We start from the raw sequence: 16,981 nt of genomic DNA, 5'->3' as shown, positions 1-16,981 counted from the left end.
CTCAAATATCGAAGCGGTAGCCCTGACCGCGTACCGTGGTGATCACTTCCTGCGCATATTCAGCAAGGATTTTTTTACGTAAACGGCCCATCAGCACATCAATGGTGTGGCTCTCGCGCAGTTCCGCATCGGGATAAAGTTGCAGCATCAGTGAATCTTTGCTGACCACTTTCCCGGCATTGCGGATCAGGGTTTCGATGATGGTGTACTCAAACGCCGTCAGTTTAATCTGCTGTTCGTTGATGGTCAGTTCGCGGCGCGACAGGTCAATCTGGAAAGGGTGCAGAGTGATGATCTGCGACGCCAGTCCGCTGTTGCGGCGCATCAGCGCCTGCATCCGGGCCACCACTTCTTCTATATGAAAGGGCTTGGTGACGTAATCATCGGCTCCGGCTTCCAGTGCTTCGACCTTTGCCTGCCAGCCATCTCGTGCGGTCAGCACCAGAATTGGCTGACGGACTTCCTGACCGCGCCAGCGGCGGATCAGTGTCATACCGTCTTCATCAGGCAGACCGAGATCGACCAGCGTGATATCCGGCGTATGCTCATTCAGAAAATAGTCGGCTTCTTTGGCGTCTTCGGCGGCATCCACCTGGTGCCCCATCTCCCGCAGCTGCACCGCCAGATGATGACGCAGCAGTGGGTTATCTTCCACAACTAACACACGCATAACCGAATCCTTAAATAAGATCAAACTGCCAGAGACATCAACATAGCCCTGGAATGCGTCGGGGTGCAACTGGGTAAGCGGTCGCTTGCGTTGATCAGGGCATAAACTGGCGATAAGTATAGAGGAGAAGAGGTAAACAACAGGTTAACACGGGCCGACTGAGCCGGCCCGTTGGCGGGCGTTATTTCAGATCGTCAACCATCTGGATAGCGCGGCCAATATAGTTGGCCGGGGTCATCTGCTTCAGACGGGTTTTCTCTTCTTCTGGCAGTGCCAGGCTGTCGATAAAGGTTTTCATGCCTTCCGCATCGACGCGTTTGCCGCGCGTCAGCTCTTTCAGTTTTTCATAAGGTTTTTCAATACCGTAACGGCGCATTACTGTCTGGATCGGTTCGGCCAGCACTTCCCAGTTGTGATCCAGCTCGTCCAGCAGGCGGGCGCGGTTCACTTCCAGCTTGGAGATGCCTTTCAGCGTCGACTGATAGGCGATCAGCGCATAACCGACGCCCACGCCGAGGTTACGCAGTACGGTGGAGTCGGTCAGGTCACGCTGCCAGCGTGATACCGGCAGTTTGCTGGCCAGATGCTGCATCATGGCGTTCGCCAGGCCGAGATTGCCTTCGGAGTTTTCGAAGTCAATCGGGTTGACCTTATGCGGCATGGTCGATGAACCAATTTCGCCCGCAATGGTTTTCTGCTTGAAGTGGTTGAGCGCAATGTAACCCCAGATATCGCGATCGAAGTCGATCAGGATGGTGTTAAAGCGCGCCATGCAGTCAAACAGTTCGGCGATGTAGTCATGCGGTTCGATCTGCGTGGTGTACGGGTTCCAGGTCACGCCCAGCGAGGTCACAAACGACTCACTGAACGCATGCCAGTCCACTTCCGGATACGCGGCGATGTGGGCATTATAATTACCGACGGCACCGTTGATTTTACCCAACATTTCAATACGTTCCAGCTGACGCAACTGGCGTTCAAAGCGGTAGGCGACGTTCGCCATCTCTTTACCCAGTGTGGATGGCGTGGCCGGCTGACCATGCGTGCGTGACAACAGCGGAATATCACGGTACTGCACTGCCAGGTCTTTGACCGCAGCGATGATGTTGTTCCAGTAAGGCACAATCACCTCGCGGCGTGCGGTTTCCAGCATCAGCGCGTGTGACAGATTATTAATATCTTCTGAGGTGCAGGCAAAGTGAATAAATTCAGATACGGCATGCAGGGCGGGCACCGGTGCCACTTTCTCTTTCAGAAAGTACTCCACGGCTTTGACATCGTGGTTAGTGGTACGCTCAATAGTTTTGATCCGCGCAGCATCTTCTTCACTGAAACCGCTGACAATACCATCAAGGAAAGCGTTTGCGTCGGCATCAAATGCAGGAACTTCCTTGATCGCAGCGCAGGTAGCCAGTTTTTGTAACCAGCGAACTTCAACCTCAACGCGGAATTTCAGCAGGCCATATTCGCTGAAAATACCACGGAGTGGGCTGACTTTGTCGCCATAACGGCCATCTATAGGTGAGACGGCGGTCAGAGAGGATAATTCCATTGTTGCTGCTCCAGGATCGGTTAAAAAAATCAGGTTGGGGTCCCGTTAAGGCGGGCAAGGATCGCTCTGGCCTCATTCACCAGGCGGTTACGGGAAAACATCAGCTGCAGTCGGCCACCGCCGACCTGCTGCCACAGCACCGCTGAACGAATACCCGCCAGTAGTGTGGCACGAACTTTATTCTGAACCTGGCTGTTCTGCAGGATGGCCGGGGAGCCGGTCACCTGGATGCGTGGACCGAGCGGACTGATCACATCAACATAGATCCCCGCCATGGCACCTAACAGCGTATCAGACTCCAGATCGTAGTGCGCCAGCTGGCGATCGAGTTGGGCGATTCGGTCAGACAGGGTACTCATTGCCGTCTTGCTGGCATTAAGTTTACGCTCCAGCACCATCATGCTCAGGGTATAGCGCGTCAGTTCCGCGCCAAGACCCTGTCGGCTATTGCTGTTCAGTACGGCCAGCAGCGTTTCCAGTCCGAACTGCAGATTCGCTTCATCGTTACCGTACACCGCCAGCGTAGAGGCCGGATTGAGATCCAGCAGGCTGTTCAGCGATGTTTTAAACGCATCGGGAGGGCACTGGCCCTGGTGCCCCAGCTGCTGTACCAGATGGGCGGCCTGGCAGATACCTGCCAGCGCCAGAGTGATATCATAATAGTTCTTCGCCACGTTTACTCCTGTATACGGCCCGAATTACGCGTTAACCAGCGGCGTACGCTGTTCGATAATGCCGCCGCCGAGGCAGACTTCATCCAGATAAAAGACCGCAGACTGGCCGGGCGTGACCGCAGCAACCGGCTGATCAAAGCGCACGTCAATACGCTGCCCATCCATTGGCGTCACGGTGCAGGGAATATCTTCCTGACGATAGCGGGTTTTCACCATGCAGCGCAGCGGTGCGGCCAGTGTTTCGCGATCGACCCAGTGCAGTTGCTGGGCGATCAGGCCCACTGACATCAGGTGAGGGTGCTCATGGCCCTGTGCGACCACCAGAATATTACCGGCCACGTCTTTATCGACCACGTACCAGGGTTCTTCGTTACCATCTTTGGTTCCGCCGATACCCAGCCCTTTGCGCTGGCCCAGCGTGTGGTACATCAGCCCCTGATGCTGACCGACCGTATCCCCGTCCACGGAGATTATCGGACCCGGCTGGGCGGGCAGGTAGCGGCCAAGGAATTCGGTAAACTTGCGCTCACCAATAAAACAGATACCGGTGGAGTCTTTTTTCTTCGCGGTGATCAGTTCAAGCTGCTCTGCAATGCGGCGAACTTCTGGTTTTTCGAGTTCACCCACCGGGAACAGGCTCTGGGCAATCTGTTCATGACCGAGAGTGTAGAGGAAGTAGCTCTGATCTTTATTACCGTCCAACCCGCGCAGCAGGCGGCTTTTGCCGTTCACGTCCTGGCGACGCACGTAGTGACCGGTGGCGATATAGTCCGCACCCAGGTCTTCAGCGGCAAATTCCAGAAAGGCTTTAAATTTGATCTCTTTGTTACAGAGAATATCGGGGTTGGGCGTGCGGCCCGCTTTGTATTCAGCCAGGAAATGTTCAAACACATTATCCCAGTATTCGGCAGCAAAATTGACCGTATGCAGATGGATCCCCAGCTTGTCGCAGACGGCCTGCGCATCGGCTAAATCTTCCGCGGCGGTGCAATACTCTTCGCCATCGTCCTCCTCCCAGTTTTTCATAAACAGGCCTTCAACCTGATAACCCTGCTGCTGTAGCAGCCAGGCGGAAACGGAGGAGTCAACACCGCCGGACATGCCGACGATCACTTTTTTCTGGCTATTCGAATTGTTCAACATTGCTTGTCCGACTTTAAGGAGCCGTTAAAGGCGACTCTGATAAAATTGCGACGCATTCTATCATGCGTCAACGATCTGCGCACTCTCGCTAAATGGCCACTGGAAGGCGCTGAGGATAGCCAGTGGGTAACGTGGCCCGGTCTGATAAATCTGCAGACTTTCCGCAACCAGCGGTGAACGCAGCTTTTTCGAGGTGATAATGTCCTGAGGCGGCAGCCACCAGCAGCGGTCGATATCGCGATCCTGCGGGTAAGTCTCCACCGCTTCTGGCAGATCCAGTGCGAACAGGAAGCGCAAAAACGGCGTGTTATCCGGGGCGATCCACTGATGCAGGCGTAAAAAAGCCTGGGGAACCGCATCGATGCCGGTTTCTTCCGACAGTTCCCGTACCGCCGCCTGGAGCAGGGTTTCATCGGCTTCCAGATGCCCCGCCGGCTGATTCCAGGTGGTGCGGCCACGCACACGCTCTTCGACAACCAGATACTGTCCTTCTGCCTGAACCACCGTGGCGACGGTGACATGCGGTTTGAACATAGTGTGCTCCATTCGGTTAATGTGCGCAGTTTGCTGCGCAATAAAAGTCAGATTTCGTTACTGATATCGCGCCATTCGCCGGGCGCCAGACCCTGTAACTGTAACGCACCCATGGAAAAACGGATCAGCCGCAGGGTAGGAAAACCAATATGTGCCGTCATTCGCCGCACCTGGCGGTTGCGCCCCTCGTACAGGGTGATTTTCAGCCAGCAGGTTGGGATCGCTTTACGTTCGCGGATCGGTGGCTGGCGTTCCCACAGCCAGTCGGGCGCGGCCACCTTTTCGACCCCGGCGGGCAGGGTGGGGCCGTCTTTCAGGTCGACGCCCGTTCGCAGCGGGTGCAGATCATTTTCCTGCGGCTCCCCTTCCACCTGCACATAGTAAATTTTCCCGGTGCGTTTGCCCGGCTGGGTCAGTTTCGCCTGCAGTGCGCCGTCATTGGTCAGCACCATCAGTCCTTCGCTGTCGCGATCAAGCCGCCCTGCGGCATAAATTCCCGGCTGGGGTACATAATCTTTCAACGTACGCCGGCCTGCCTCGTCGCTGAACTGGGGCAGCACATCGAAGGGTTTATTAAACAGCACCACGCAACGCGGGCCTCTGGCAGCCGGTTTGGCCGCACGACGGGCGGTGGAACGCCCGGAATGATGATTGGTCAGGGAAGATTTTCGCATGGTCTTTGCACTTGATAACAATGAGCGCATTATACCGCAATCCGGAGATGATTGGCGCGGCGTCAATATTCAAGTAGTATTGACGCGCATCTTACAAGTCATTAACAAAAAAAAGCGCTCGAAGGAGAGGTTAATGGAAAGCAAAGTAGTTGTTCCGGCGGAAGGTCAGAAAATCACCCTGGACCAGGGAAAACTCAACGTACCTAACAATCCGATCATCCCGTTTATCGAAGGTGATGGCATTGGCGTTGACGTGTCTCCAGTGATGATCAAAGTTGTTGATGCCGCTGTGCAGAAAGCTTACAACGGTGAGCGTAAGATTTCCTGGATGGAAATTTACACCGGTGAGAAATCGGTAGAGCTTTACGGCCAGGATGTCTGGCTGCCAGAAGAAACCCTCGACCTGATTAAAGAATATCGCGTAGCCATCAAAGGCCCACTGACCACCCCGGTCGGCGGCGGTATTCGTTCCCTGAACGTTGCCCTGCGTCAGCAGCTTGATTTATACATCTGCCTGCGTCCTGTCCGTTACTACACCGGCACTCCAAGCCCGGTGAAACGCCCGGAAGACACCGATATGGTGATTTTCCGTGAAAACTCCGAAGATATCTATGCAGGTATCGAATGGAAAGCGGGTACGCCGGAAGCAGATAAAGTCATCAAGTTCCTGCGTGATGAGATGGGCGTGAAGAAAATTCGCTTCCCTGAACAGTGCGGCATCGGCGTTAAGCCATGCTCAGAAGCGGGCACCCAACGCCTGGTGCGTGCAGCCATCGAATATGCGATCACCAACGACCGTGATTCTGTAACGCTGGTTCACAAAGGCAATATCATGAAGTTCACCGAAGGCGCTTTCAAAGACTGGGGTTACCAGCTGGCGAAAGAAGAGTTCGGCGGCGAGCTGATCGATGGCGGCCCGTGGATGAAGGTGAAGAACCCGAACACCGGCAAAGAGATCGTCATTAAAGACGTGATCGCCGATGCGTTCCTGCAGCAGATCCTGCTGCGTCCGGCCGAGTATGACGTCATCGCCTGTATGAACCTGAACGGTGACTACATTTCTGACGCCCTGGCGGCGCAGGTTGGCGGTATCGGTATTGCGCCGGGCGCGAACATCGGTGACGAATGTGCTCTGTTTGAAGCCACCCACGGTACAGCACCTAAGTATGCCGGTCAGGATAAAGTGAACCCAGGTTCCATCATCCTGTCAGCAGAAATGATGCTGCGTCATATGGAATGGTTCGAAGCCGCTGACCTGATTGTGAAAGGCATGGAAGGCGCGATTGCTGCCAAAACCGTGACCTATGACTTTGAACGTCAGATGGACGGCGCTAAGTTGCTGAAAGCTTCAGAGTTTGGCGACGCAATGATCAAACACATGTAAGTGTGTTTGCTGGCGGGGGCCTGGTGCTCCCGCCCTCATTTCTCTACCACAGAAAGTCTTCCCCAAAACCCTTCCCCAAAACCCTTCCCCAAAACCTTTCCCCAGGACTGTAAAAAAGAAACCACTCAATTTATACCGTTACAATCATCCTATCTTTTCCCTGTCATCATGGTCTTTATTGGCTGCTTCGTTTAGTCACGCAGCCAGGGGGTGATCGTCAGCCCGGTAAGCAACCCTTCAGGACTCAGCAGGCGTGTGACTGTCTGCCCCCAGGGTTCGGTGCGGTTAGCCACCAGGAGGCGATACCCTTTTTCGCGCAGGATACGGGTAGCAGCATCGAGATCCCGTACCTCATATTCAATCCATCCCTGTGGTATCGGGTGTTCAGCTGGCCACTGGTCAGCGCCAAAGCAGGAATGTGCGGCCTGTGACAGTGGCCAGACGGCGAAATGCTTAACGCCCTTCAACAGACCCTCTTCAGAAACCAGGTAATCGCCGTTACCCTCTAAAGGCTTAAGCGGCAAACCGAGCGCCTGCACATAAAAGCTGGCGCTGGAAGCACTATTCTGCGCGACGGGCCCAAATCCTGCGACAAACAACACGTTAATATCGGGTATATTTTGCGACATGCCTGCGCCTTCGTTCACTCAAATTGAATCCTGAATTTATACCACGGCTGACGGAATCACCACGTCTAACCGGCCAGAACTCCATTGCAGGTTACTTCAGGACGCGAAGATTTTTTACATCAATCTCAACGCTGTTCCAGTCTTTATCGATTTCACCCTCAATCCGGATCTTGCTTCCCGGTGAGGCGGCCTGACCCTGCCAGCGCTTATCATCGATATCCACATTAATGGTGCCGGTGCTGTCACTGAACTCATAAAGTTCATGACCCACCTGCCTGACGATATTACCTTCAAGAACAACCCAGGCATCATCACGTAACGTTTTAGCCTCTGCAACGGAAGATAAACCCGGTGTAGGGCCTTTAAAGCCGCCCTGAGAATAGCTCTGTCCTTCAGGGGTAATGAAACCTTGCTGCTGTGCGGCAACGCCGAATGAAAGGCCAGCCAATAGGGTAATTAAGATGACTTTTTTCATGATTTTATTTCCTTGTAAATATCGTGTCTGGGTAAATTACAGGAAAGTTCTTAACGAAATCTTAAAGGGCGTAATATTTTTTTAAAGACAGTTGCTGCGACTCAGGGGGGCCGTATTTTAAATTTTTGAGAAAAGTGTGGCAGGAAAAGGTGTTAAAACGGAAAACTTTTTGTGGAACAAAATGAACCAAAACACCGGATGAAAAGTATTTTTTGTTTATTTTTTAGGCTTTCTGTCATCCGTTCCCGAATGGGACTTGTCACCAGGGGCCGGGCTGGGTTAAGCGCCGAACAATCGGGGGAAAGTATCCCATTACTCTCTCCCGTCAAAGTAAGGTTGCCTGCTGAAATTTCATTTTTTATTTATAAATAATTGAAATTATTGGTTTTTTATTTATTATGAAAGGCGTAGTTAGTAAAAAAAGACATCAGGGAATCGCGGGGGTTGAATCGAAAAAAAAGTCTTTTCCTTTTCACTCATTCAATGACAATTAAATGATATAAATCAAATTTAACATTTATTGCGAATGTTCTGAACTCCTCATTGTATTTCTGTTTAGGGTGAAAGTACGAAGATACAGCATCTGTTTATCCCGTCGAAACGCAAATAGAGAAGAGAAAAGTTAATGAAACTGTCCGTATCAGCCAAAAAATGCACGTTAGTGGGTATTATCATGTCAGCTGTATTAGGCATGACCGCCTGTTCAAGTGATTATGTTATTTCAACGGATGACGGGCACATGGTTACGACGCATGGCAAGCCTGTTAAAGATAAAGACACCGGTCTGATCTCCTATAAAGATACTGACGGTAACTCCCATCAAATTCATCAGAAAGATGTGAAGGAAATTGTCGAAAAATAGTGTGAAGGCAGCCATTTTGAAGAGCTGCCTGTTTCGGTGATAGCTGAAGGAAGGGGGGCCCGCCGGATTACAGCCGGTTACTGGCTTCAACCAGGTCGTTGTAGGATTTCAGTACGCGCATCGGTGAACCGGTGACCGTCCAACCGGCGCTGCTGCCATTGTTTTCCATCAGTCCCTGCTCGCCACGACTGTAGGGCGTTTTGTCGCGTACGCGACGCATCCGGTCTTTACAGTCTTTGAGGAACGTGCTGGCGCTGGTCTGGAAGACTGACCAGCTCACCGGTTTGCCGGGCTCGCTGGCGGTGGCTTTATCTGATTCATCCACCAGTGCGCCGTACGCCTCGATTGCCTTTGTTGCTGCGGCAACGTCGGTGGCGTCAGCACTCAATTGGGCGGCTAACCGTTTGCCCTGGCTGACTAATGCCAGGCGGTAGTAGGGGCTGTGCCGTCCCTGCGTTTTCTCTATCTCAACAAGCTGCGCGTCGGTCAGTTTAACCGTTTCCTTTTCCACTTCATCCCCGTAGACATCGCTGGACTTGATAAAGCGCCCGTAGGCCATCATTAGCGGCTGATGCATTTGCTTGCCTCTGGCGAAGCCATCATCCTTGTAGTCTTCCTGACTGTAGTATTGATGAGCCTGTGATGCCAGCGGCACCAGTGCAGTGAGATCGGACAGGTACTGTACCGCTGCGCTGTCAAGCGCCGGCAGGGCGGGTTTCGCGCTGGAGGCCTCGCCAATGGCTTTGGTGCAGCTGTCCAGTTCGTAAGCGGTCAAATCCCCCGGCACGTTGACGGTGCGTTCTTTGCCCGTTGGTCCCTTATCGAGGTCATGGATCCAGCTGACATAGCGCTGCGCGCTGTGACGGGCTGCGCCATCGGCGGTATTGAAGCAGCTCACATAGGCGTTTAACTTGGTCGCCAGTTGCGCGTTGGCATCTTCCTTGAGGGCCGCGGATCCTGCCGGTTGCACCGGCTTTTCCTCTGCGGTTTTACTCTGGTCGCAGCCGGCTAATGGCAACAAAAGTGCCGTTGTTAACATTCCGCGCAATACCGTCTTTCTTGTTTTCTGAAACACACCCACTCCTTAGTCAGTTAACCTGTTTGAAAGGTTACCGTATTAAAAAAATCGTCCAAATCTTAGCTGTTTTATTTATCAAAGAAGACATTATCGTTTCATTTTTGAAAAACTGAGAGGAAGACACCACGTTTTTTTCACGATCAGGTTAATTCGCCGCCTGACAGCTTCATCATAAACAAGGTGTTCTCCTCTTTTTGAATGATTTCCTGCCCCTGGAATCGTCTCAGGTCACCAAATATATCATTCTGATAATGCAGGTCAGCGAAAGTCGCCTCCCGGGGGCCGCGTATAGGGTAGCGCTCGTCTGACAAACTGCGGTTTTTTCTGGCAACATACTTAAGATGGCGGGCGGTTCTTTCATCCAGCTGTTCATTGACAACGCCGCCCTGAAACTGCATGCACCATACGGGTGTTTTATTTTTGGTAATAATTATCTGACCATAAACATTCCGTCCTTCGGTAAAATAATTTCTGTACGAGTAACTCTTACTATGATACTCAATAAGCTGCATATCATGATAAGCACTGTCTTTAATGATAAGTTTCTCCGGATAGCTGAACAGAAAACGGTTTGCCTCTATTAAAAATCTTTTCATTTAATCCTCCCTATCTTTAAATGAATGGTGCTGCAATGAAATACCTCGAAGGCAGATGTTCCCCATCTCGCTCTGACCGTGAAGATTCGCTGTGAGTAAAGGATAATATTAATTTGTCGTGGTTAGTTTGGCATCCCTTTACGGGTTTTTTCCTGTCATGAATTCAAACCAAACGATCGTTCATCTTATGGGATTCATGAGGTTTATTTTTATGATTTATCCTGGTTTTTGGTGATATCTCTCTAATTATTTGCGTTAATTTCGCCTTTTCTGTTGGGTAGATTCGTTAAAGTTTTTACTTTTTTTTCAATGCAAGATGTAACATCTTCCTGATTGCTATCAATTTCATTTAAGGTGAGGGATTAATCGGGGGGTAAACCACCGCGCTGACTGTCAGCGCGATGACGTTCGGTCCATACCCTGATGCCGTATTGAATTAAAGAGTGATGAGTATATTCGTGCTGATTTTGACGTCATGCCCAATTAACATAATGTTGTTGATGAATGATTAAGGTTTTTACCCGGGAAGTTAAACATTACCTATAATAAGTAAAAATAAAGTCCATACAGTCAAAAAATGGCGGTCACGGGATAAGAGGGTGCTGATAATATCAGCGTTCTCATCAAGCTAAAGGAAGGACTCTTTATGACCCCGTATGAAGAAAAACTATTATCAGATGAAGCGAAATATTGCTCACATGGTGATACGGTTCATTATGTCAGTACGCCAAAAATATTTGATCACTGCAAGGGGAGCTACCTCTTTGATGCGGAAGGAACGCCATATCTCGATCTTCAGATGTGGTATTCCGCAGTGAATTTTGGTTATGCCAACCCCCGGCTGGACAGTGTCCTCAAACGACAGATTGACGTGCTGCCTCAGATTGCCAGCCAGTACCTGCACCCGACTAAGATCGAACTGAGTAAAGTCATCGCGCAGGATATGGAGCGTAAGTTTGGCCTTCCCGGGCGCGTTCACTATAACGTGGGAGGGTCACAATCCATTGATGACTCGCTGAAACTGGTGCGTAATTACTGCAACGGTAAAAGCCGGATGTTTGCCTTTGAGGGGGGGTATCATGGGCGCAGCCTGGGGGCGTCATCCATCACCTCCAGCTATCGCTACCGGCGTCGTTTTGGCCACTTTGGCGAGCGTGCCCAGTTTATTCCTTTCCCCTATCCCTTCCGGCGGCAGAAAGGAATGACGGCAGAAGAGTATGCTGAAAAGCTCATCGCCGATTTTGCGCGCCTGTTTGAAAACGAATATCACGGCGTATGGGATCCTAAAGCCAGCCAGTCTGAGTTTTCCGCTTTTTATATCGAGCCGGTGCAGGGAACCGGTGGTTATGTGATCCCGCCGCGTAATTACTATAAAGGGCTTAAAAAAGTGCTCGACGAGCATGGGATTCTGCTGGTGGTCGATGAAATCCAGATGGGTTTTTACCGTACCGGAAAACTGTGGTCAGTTGAGCATTTTGGTATTACGCCTGATGTCCTGGTGTTCGGGAAGGCGTTAACCAACGGCCTGAACCCGCTTGCCGGTATCTGGGCGCGTGAGGAGATGATTAATCCCGTGACCTTCCCGGTCGGATCAACCCACTCTACGTTTGCTTCTAATCCTCTTGGAACCGCAGTAGGACTGGAAGTGATGCACATGCTGGCGGAGAAAGACTACGAGAAACAGGTGATGGAAAGCGGAGCCTGCTTCCTTGACGGTCTGAAGTCATTACAGCTGCGCCACCCTGAAATCGGTGATGTCGACGGGTTGGGTCTGGCCCTTCGCGCTGAGCTCTGTACAGCAGATGGGTTTACCCCCAATAAGGCGCTGCTGGATAAAATGGTGGATATCGGACTGTCAGGTACGCTGGAATATCAGGGGCAGAAAACAGGCCTGGTACTGGACGTAGGGGGGTACTATAAGAATGTCATCACCTTTGCTCCCTCACTGGAGATCAGCCGTGCTGAAATCTATCAGGCGATTGAACTGCTGGATCAATTGCTGACGCGTGCTAAAAAAGAGCAGTAAAACGCCCGCTATCTGCGCCCCGTTTCTACGGGGCGCATTGTCTGTATGCTTCGCAGTAAAAACCCCTCAACATCAGTGGCCAACACGCCGTGACCGGACATCAGCATCTTTCGCCAGACACAGGATACCCAGCAGGATCAGTACGGCGCCGAGGGCTTTTGTCAGTGTGAGGTGATCGTTAAACAGCCAGATTGATATCAGCGTCACGGAGACAATATCAAGATGTGATGCGGCAAACGCAGGGCCGACAGGGGCCTGTCTGAGCAGCGTCATCCAGGTATAAAAAGCGCCCGCGTAGCCTGCAAAGGCAATATAGATCCAGACATGCGTAAAGAGGCGGTAGAGCCATGCTGCATCCAGCGTCAGGGGAGAGGCGGAGATGGCCGTGTATTTAAAACTCACCTGTGCCAGCGTATCAAACATCATCAGCACGAAAAATCCCAGCAGGTAAAAGCGTTTCATCATCCTGTTCCCACGGCCAGTACGCCCAGCGCAATCAGTAGCATGCCGATTAAGCGCCACGGGCTTAAGCGCTCCTTAAACCACACTCTGCCTGCTACCATAATCACCACCACATTGATGGCCCCGAGCATGACACCAACAGACAGCGGTACCAGCGTTAAAAAAGCCAGCCAGAAGATAAACTGCAGCGCATAACAGCCTGCGCCCAGCCAGATCCAGCCACGGCCGATCATATGGCGCCAGAAGGCGAGGCCACTATAGCGTGCACTGTCATGCGTGGCGGCTTTAAAGAAGAGCTGGCCGCAGGTATCGACCAGCACGCTCAACAGCCATAACAGCAGCATGAGTTGGCTCATATCACGCCGGGGTGCTGACGGTTGTCGGTAAAGGTAAGGGGGCAGACCTTCTGATGTTCTGCGTTCCGTTCTGCCGCTTTATAAAACCCAGTGTGCGGGTGATCAGTTCTGCGCGATCGTTATCGATAGTGATCATATGGTAGCTGTTTCTTAACAACGCCAGTTCCACCTCGCCACTGACACTATCGCGGATCAGCAACGCATTACGGCGGTGAGCAATATCGTCATTTTCAGCGTGCAGTACGAGGCAGGGAGCCACAACACGCGGAAGCGCCCGGCGTACGTTACGCGACAGCGCCATCATTTCAGTCAGTGAAGGCCATGGATTTCCCGGTAGCCCGGCGACCGCGCTATCGCCTTCCTGCATACTTTTGGCGATGCGGCGACGCAGCGTTTCATTACAGACCCCGTAAGGCTCTTTCTCATTGAACATGCGGTGCCGGCCCAGATGGAGTAGCCCGGCGAGCGGCAGCAGGCAGGGCGCAATCCATCGTAAAACAGGGGGGATGCTCCAGCCGTCATAGCGGAACGTTGCACTGTAGACCAGCACGCCGTTTACCGGAAAATCGGAGGCATATTTTAGCGCCAGTAAAGCCCCCATCGACAGTCCCCCCACGATCAGGCAATCCACCTGTTGTCGCAGTCGCTTAGCGGCGTCAATGACGCTCTGATACCAGTCCTGCCAGCAGGTGGAGATAAGATCATCTGCGCTGCCACAGTGGCCCGCCAGCTGTACGGCACAAACCGTGTGGCCCGCCTGATTCAGTTCACGCGCGATACCGCGCATTTCATTGGGTGTGCCGGTCAGTCCGTGGATCAGCAGCACGCCGATCCTTCTGGTACCGTGCAGTACAAAGCCATGTTGTTCAGTCATGCGTTCTCCACGGCATCAGCGGGTTAAAGGCACGGTATCCGCCTGGGCTGGCAGAATCATTAAGCCAGCGTGACAACGCCGGAACCGCATCACTGAAATCGTGAAACGGGGTACAGGCAATCCCCTGGCGGCGGCACTCATCAATTAATTCTCCTTTCGCCAGCACATGGTCAACCTGCCCGGCAACGCAAAAATCAGAGCGCCCGTCACCTACCATGAGTACCCGGCCCTTAACCGTTTTAGCCACGGCGCACTTGCACACTCCGCTGGCACGTTGGCAGTCAGGGGCGGCCACTGGAAGGCGAAGTCGCCAGCGGCGCTCGCTCTGCTGTTCCAGGTGGTTAGCGATCACCCTCAAATGGCCCAGCTCGTGACGGTTGAGAATATGCTGAATAGCGTAATCCAGCCCGTCGCTCACGATAGTCAGGGGAATCGCACGGCGCCGGGCTAAGGCGACAAAATGTTTAAAGGCCGGGTCGATGCGGATACTGCTCAGGCAGCTATCCAGCTCTTCACGCGTCATATCCAGCAGCGCAATCTGTCCTGACATACATTCAGCAGAGCCGGTTTCCCCAGCCTGCCACTGCTGTTCCAGCGTTTCCCAGCCAGGCAGCGCAAAGCGTTCCAGCAGGATGTCCGTAATATCTTCAGGGCTAACCGTTCCGTCGAAATCACATAAAATGGTCCAGGGAAGGGCACCATTATCTTCGTGAGAAAGCCTGGTTGTCATACTTACACCTATTTATCAGTACAGGATCGTAGAGAGACGTTTTCATCGTAATGAAAACTCCCTGCATATTAATCGGCGGGTGATAAATAAAGAGTCAACAATAGAAACCCACAGTGTTTATTTCATGCCAGCCCGTAAGTCTGGTGGATAAATGGCATTTTTTTACCCGGCAATGTTTTTATTAGGGTTTTTTCAAGGCGTTGGCATTTATTGTTAAGAACAATGTGTTGAGATTAATTAAATGCCATGAGGAGGTAGAAAAGAGGAGTGATTCTTTCTTTAAGAAAGACAGGGGCGGCCAGTCTGTTATTACGGGGTGGCTTTTAAATCTCGTGCCTACCCCGATTACCCGACATCTGTCAGAGTTGTGTCACCGAAACAGATACATTCCGGCCCAGTAAATAGAGTGCCTGCTCTAATACCTCGATCTTTGAGGCATTCTCCACATCCAATAGTCTGTCTATCTGCGGCCCCTTCATGCTGAGTTTCCGTGCAAGGTCAGCTTTGCGGGTGTTGGTCTGGATCATGGCCTGATGTAATGCTGCTTTCAGGCAGGTCAGAACGGGAAGATGAACGATAAATTCTCCCGCCTGGGCGACAGAGGGGACGGGGATGGGCTGATGGGCATCGATGCAGTCGCCAATGGCTGCCGTTAATGCCTCACTGGCTTCAAGCTCAATATCTTCCTCCGTAAAAGTTATTGCGCCTGGGGTGTTGAAGTCACGAAAGCTGATCTCATATGCATCGCTTTCTTCGTCATAGGAAAATGATGCCGGATAATTGAACATAGCATGCCTGTTGGTGGGTGTCTGAAAGGGGGTTAACCCAGCGTGAGCGTCGGGAGTGAGGCTCCTGAGGCCCAGGCAAATAAGTCGAACGTTTAAAACAATATACCTTGCTTTCCTCCTGTACGTGACTATTCTCATTCATATTAAAAATCAGAGCCTAAACTGTGCCATCCCGTTCAACAGATTGATGGCTTTTCGTCATGATCGTTATGATGACTCTTGATTTTAACCTCACACAGTTACCAGCACCCTCAGACGGAACCGCGTACATGCTATTCACCCTCGTTTACCGTAGCCACGTTGCAGACAGTTTTCCCCATAACGATATAGAACGCATGGTTGAAAAGGCCAATCGTGTTAACCAGTCACTGGATATCACCGGGATGTTACTGTTCAACGGCACTCATTTTTTCCAGCTACTTGAGGGACCAGAGCAGGCGGTTATCGCTTTGTTCGACGGCATCTGCTCAGACAAACGTCATCACAACGTGGTTGAACTTATGCGGGACTACGCCCCCTCAAGGCGTTTTGGCAATACCGGCATGGAGCTGTTTGATTTACGGAAACACTTTCGTGGGGATGTGCTTCAGGCGGTACTCGAACGTGGCACCTCACTTCACCAGCTTAATTATCACGACCGAGCCTTACATTTTTTGCGGACGTTCGTCTGTTCACACGAAAGGGAAAACTACTTTGAGCTGCCGCCGGAAGGGTCATGGAAGTTTGTCAGAGAAGGGGGAGCCGTCATGCTGCCTGATGAGGCTGACGAAGACCGGACATTCGCCTTTCAGCCGGTCACCGATCCTCTCTCGCAGCGGGTCACCGATGTGGAAGCCCTGCTACGTACACCCGATGGTCATGGCGCGGAACACTTTTTTGCAGGCATGACGGCAGAGGCGATGTGCCAGGCGGATCTCGCCTCGAAGGAGACGGCATTTCGTCTGGCAAAATCACTTGTCCTGGAGAGTCAAAGCCTGTGCGTGAACGTCTCCTCACTGGCCCTGGTAACCCAGGCGGGCGCCGCAGATTTCTTACTCAGCGCGGCGAAACGGCACGGGCTGATACCGGAACAGATCGTTGTGGGGATCACGGAGAATGAAGTCGTCACGGATACCGCTGCGCTGTCCGTCGCGATCAGGGCGCTTCGCTCGGCCGGGATGCGCCTGGCCATCAATGATTTCGGGTCTGGTGCGGGCGGGCTGCAAATGCTGGCCCGCCTGCAGCCTGAGAGAATAAAAATCGACGCTGAACTGGTGCGTAACGTTCACGCCAGTGGGCCGAAACAGGCGATTATTCAGGGCCTGCTGCGTAGCTGCCAGGCACTGGAGATCGCGGTGACCGCCGCAGGCGTGGAGAAACCCGAAGAATGGATGTGGCTGGAAGCGGCTGGCGTCAGTAGTTTTCAGGGCGACCTCTTTGCACCGCCCGTACTAAAGGGGCTGATGCCGGTCGCATGGCCTGAGTCCGTTTAAAC

The 16,981-nt window shown here is 52.3% G+C and carries 19 protein-coding genes; 4 read left to right on the top strand and 15 right to left on the bottom strand.

Translation table 11 applies throughout. The features are described 5' to 3' along the window. Position 1 precedes the first annotated feature (1 nt). From phoP to rluE, 6 genes are all read right to left on the bottom strand, one after another. On the bottom strand, positions 2-670 hold the full coding sequence (phoP, locus tag K6L24_RS13010; protein WP_062743672.1) for a two-component system response regulator PhoP: 669 nt from the start codon (positions 668-670) through the stop codon (positions 2-4). Positions 671-851: 181 nt separating this feature from the next. Continuing rightward, the gene (gene purB, locus K6L24_RS13005) at positions 852-2,222 is read right to left on the bottom strand and encodes an adenylosuccinate lyase (protein WP_062743671.1); all 1,371 of its coding nucleotides are present in this window, start codon (positions 2,220-2,222) and stop codon (positions 852-854) included. Between the two features lie 29 nt (positions 2,223-2,251). Beyond that, entirely contained in the window at positions 2,252-2,896 is a 645-nt protein-coding gene (gene hflD / locus K6L24_RS13000) for a high frequency lysogenization protein HflD (protein WP_062743670.1), read from the bottom strand. Positions 2,897-2,920: 24 nt separating this feature from the next. Continuing rightward, positions 2,921-4,039 (bottom strand): tRNA 2-thiouridine(34) synthase MnmA, encoded by a 1,119-nt coding sequence (mnmA, locus tag K6L24_RS12995; protein WP_062743669.1) that lies wholly within the window; start codon positions 4,037-4,039, stop codon positions 2,921-2,923. Between the two features lie 60 nt (positions 4,040-4,099). Next, positions 4,100-4,573, bottom strand: coding sequence for an NUDIX domain-containing protein (locus tag K6L24_RS12990; protein ID WP_222681544.1), 474 nt, complete (start codon positions 4,571-4,573; stop codon positions 4,100-4,102). 47 nt (positions 4,574-4,620) lie between these two features. Next, positions 4,621-5,277: a 23S rRNA pseudouridine(2457) synthase RluE gene (rluE, locus tag K6L24_RS12985; protein ID WP_062743667.1), complete on the bottom strand. Its 657-nt coding sequence runs from the start codon at positions 5,275-5,277 to the stop codon at positions 4,621-4,623. A gap of 103 nt (positions 5,278-5,380) precedes the next feature. On the opposite strand from rluE, the gene icd reads away from it, so the two are divergent. Further along, positions 5,381-6,631, top strand: coding sequence for an NADP-dependent isocitrate dehydrogenase (icd, locus tag K6L24_RS12980; protein ID WP_118664296.1), 1,251 nt, complete (start codon positions 5,381-5,383; stop codon positions 6,629-6,631). 191 nt (positions 6,632-6,822) lie between these two features. On the opposite strand, the gene K6L24_RS12975 is transcribed toward icd, so the two are convergent. Continuing rightward, the gene (locus K6L24_RS12975; protein WP_062743645.1) at positions 6,823-7,260 is read right to left on the bottom strand and encodes a VOC family protein; all 438 of its coding nucleotides are present in this window, start codon (positions 7,258-7,260) and stop codon (positions 6,823-6,825) included. A gap of 91 nt (positions 7,261-7,351) precedes the next feature. Next, the gene (locus K6L24_RS12970) at positions 7,352-7,735 is read right to left on the bottom strand and encodes a YgiW/YdeI family stress tolerance OB fold protein (protein ID WP_118664295.1); all 384 of its coding nucleotides are present in this window, start codon (positions 7,733-7,735) and stop codon (positions 7,352-7,354) included. Positions 7,736-8,360: 625 nt separating this feature from the next. Here K6L24_RS12970 and K6L24_RS12965 point away from each other — a divergent pair. After that, on the top strand, positions 8,361-8,597 hold the full coding sequence (locus K6L24_RS12965; RefSeq protein WP_137268486.1) for a YgdI/YgdR family lipoprotein: 237 nt from the start codon (positions 8,361-8,363) through the stop codon (positions 8,595-8,597). A 67-nt stretch (positions 8,598-8,664) separates the two neighbouring features. Here K6L24_RS12965 and K6L24_RS12960 read toward each other — a convergent pair whose 3' ends face one another. Next, positions 8,665-9,672, bottom strand: coding sequence for a YiiG family protein (locus tag K6L24_RS12960; RefSeq protein ID WP_245006686.1), 1,008 nt, complete (start codon positions 9,670-9,672; stop codon positions 8,665-8,667). A gap of 143 nt (positions 9,673-9,815) precedes the next feature. Continuing rightward, a complete protein-coding gene (locus K6L24_RS12955; RefSeq protein ID WP_240343602.1) occupies positions 9,816-10,271 on the bottom strand; it encodes a DUF5680 domain-containing protein in 456 nt (151 codons plus the stop codon). Between the two features lie 646 nt (positions 10,272-10,917). Between K6L24_RS12955 and K6L24_RS12950 the strand changes: the two genes are divergently transcribed. Further along, a complete protein-coding gene (locus K6L24_RS12950) occupies positions 10,918-12,297 on the top strand; it encodes an aspartate aminotransferase family protein (RefSeq protein WP_062743641.1) in 1,380 nt (459 codons plus the stop codon). Between the two features lie 72 nt (positions 12,298-12,369). Here the strand turns inward: K6L24_RS12950 and K6L24_RS12945 are convergent, their stop codons facing one another. From K6L24_RS12945 to K6L24_RS12925, 5 genes are all read right to left on the bottom strand, one after another. Continuing rightward, positions 12,370-12,762, bottom strand: coding sequence for a DMT family transporter (locus K6L24_RS12945; RefSeq protein ID WP_222681543.1), 393 nt, complete (start codon positions 12,760-12,762; stop codon positions 12,370-12,372). Then, a complete protein-coding gene (locus tag K6L24_RS12940; protein ID WP_062743639.1) occupies positions 12,759-13,115 on the bottom strand; it encodes an EamA family transporter in 357 nt (118 codons plus the stop codon). The genes K6L24_RS12945 and K6L24_RS12940 overlap by 4 nt, the downstream gene beginning before the upstream one ends. 1 nt (position 13,116) lies before the next feature. Further along, positions 13,117-13,989, bottom strand: a complete 873-nt coding sequence (locus tag K6L24_RS12935) for an alpha/beta hydrolase (protein WP_222681542.1) — start codon at positions 13,987-13,989, stop codon at positions 13,117-13,119. After that, the gene (locus K6L24_RS12930) at positions 13,982-14,719 is read right to left on the bottom strand and encodes an MtnX-like HAD-IB family phosphatase (RefSeq protein ID WP_062743637.1); all 738 of its coding nucleotides are present in this window, start codon (positions 14,717-14,719) and stop codon (positions 13,982-13,984) included. The genes K6L24_RS12935 and K6L24_RS12930 overlap by 8 nt, the downstream gene beginning before the upstream one ends. Before the next feature lie 359 nt (positions 14,720-15,078). Beyond that, positions 15,079-15,507, bottom strand: a complete 429-nt coding sequence (locus K6L24_RS12925) for a type II toxin-antitoxin system HicB family antitoxin (RefSeq protein ID WP_062743636.1) — start codon at positions 15,505-15,507, stop codon at positions 15,079-15,081. Between the two features lie 269 nt (positions 15,508-15,776). Here K6L24_RS12925 and K6L24_RS12920 point away from each other — a divergent pair, with 269 nt between their 5' ends. Continuing rightward, entirely contained in the window at positions 15,777-16,979 is a 1,203-nt protein-coding gene (locus K6L24_RS12920; RefSeq protein WP_062743635.1) for a diguanylate phosphodiesterase, read from the top strand. The last annotated feature ends 2 nt before the right edge of the window (positions 16,980-16,981 follow it).

The organism is Erwinia persicina (genome assembly GCF_019844095.1).
GTDB lineage: Bacteria > Pseudomonadota > Gammaproteobacteria > Enterobacterales > Enterobacteriaceae > Erwinia > Erwinia persicina.
Note: the sequence above shows the minus strand (reverse complement) of the source record. Positions and strands in the feature narration are given on the sequence as shown.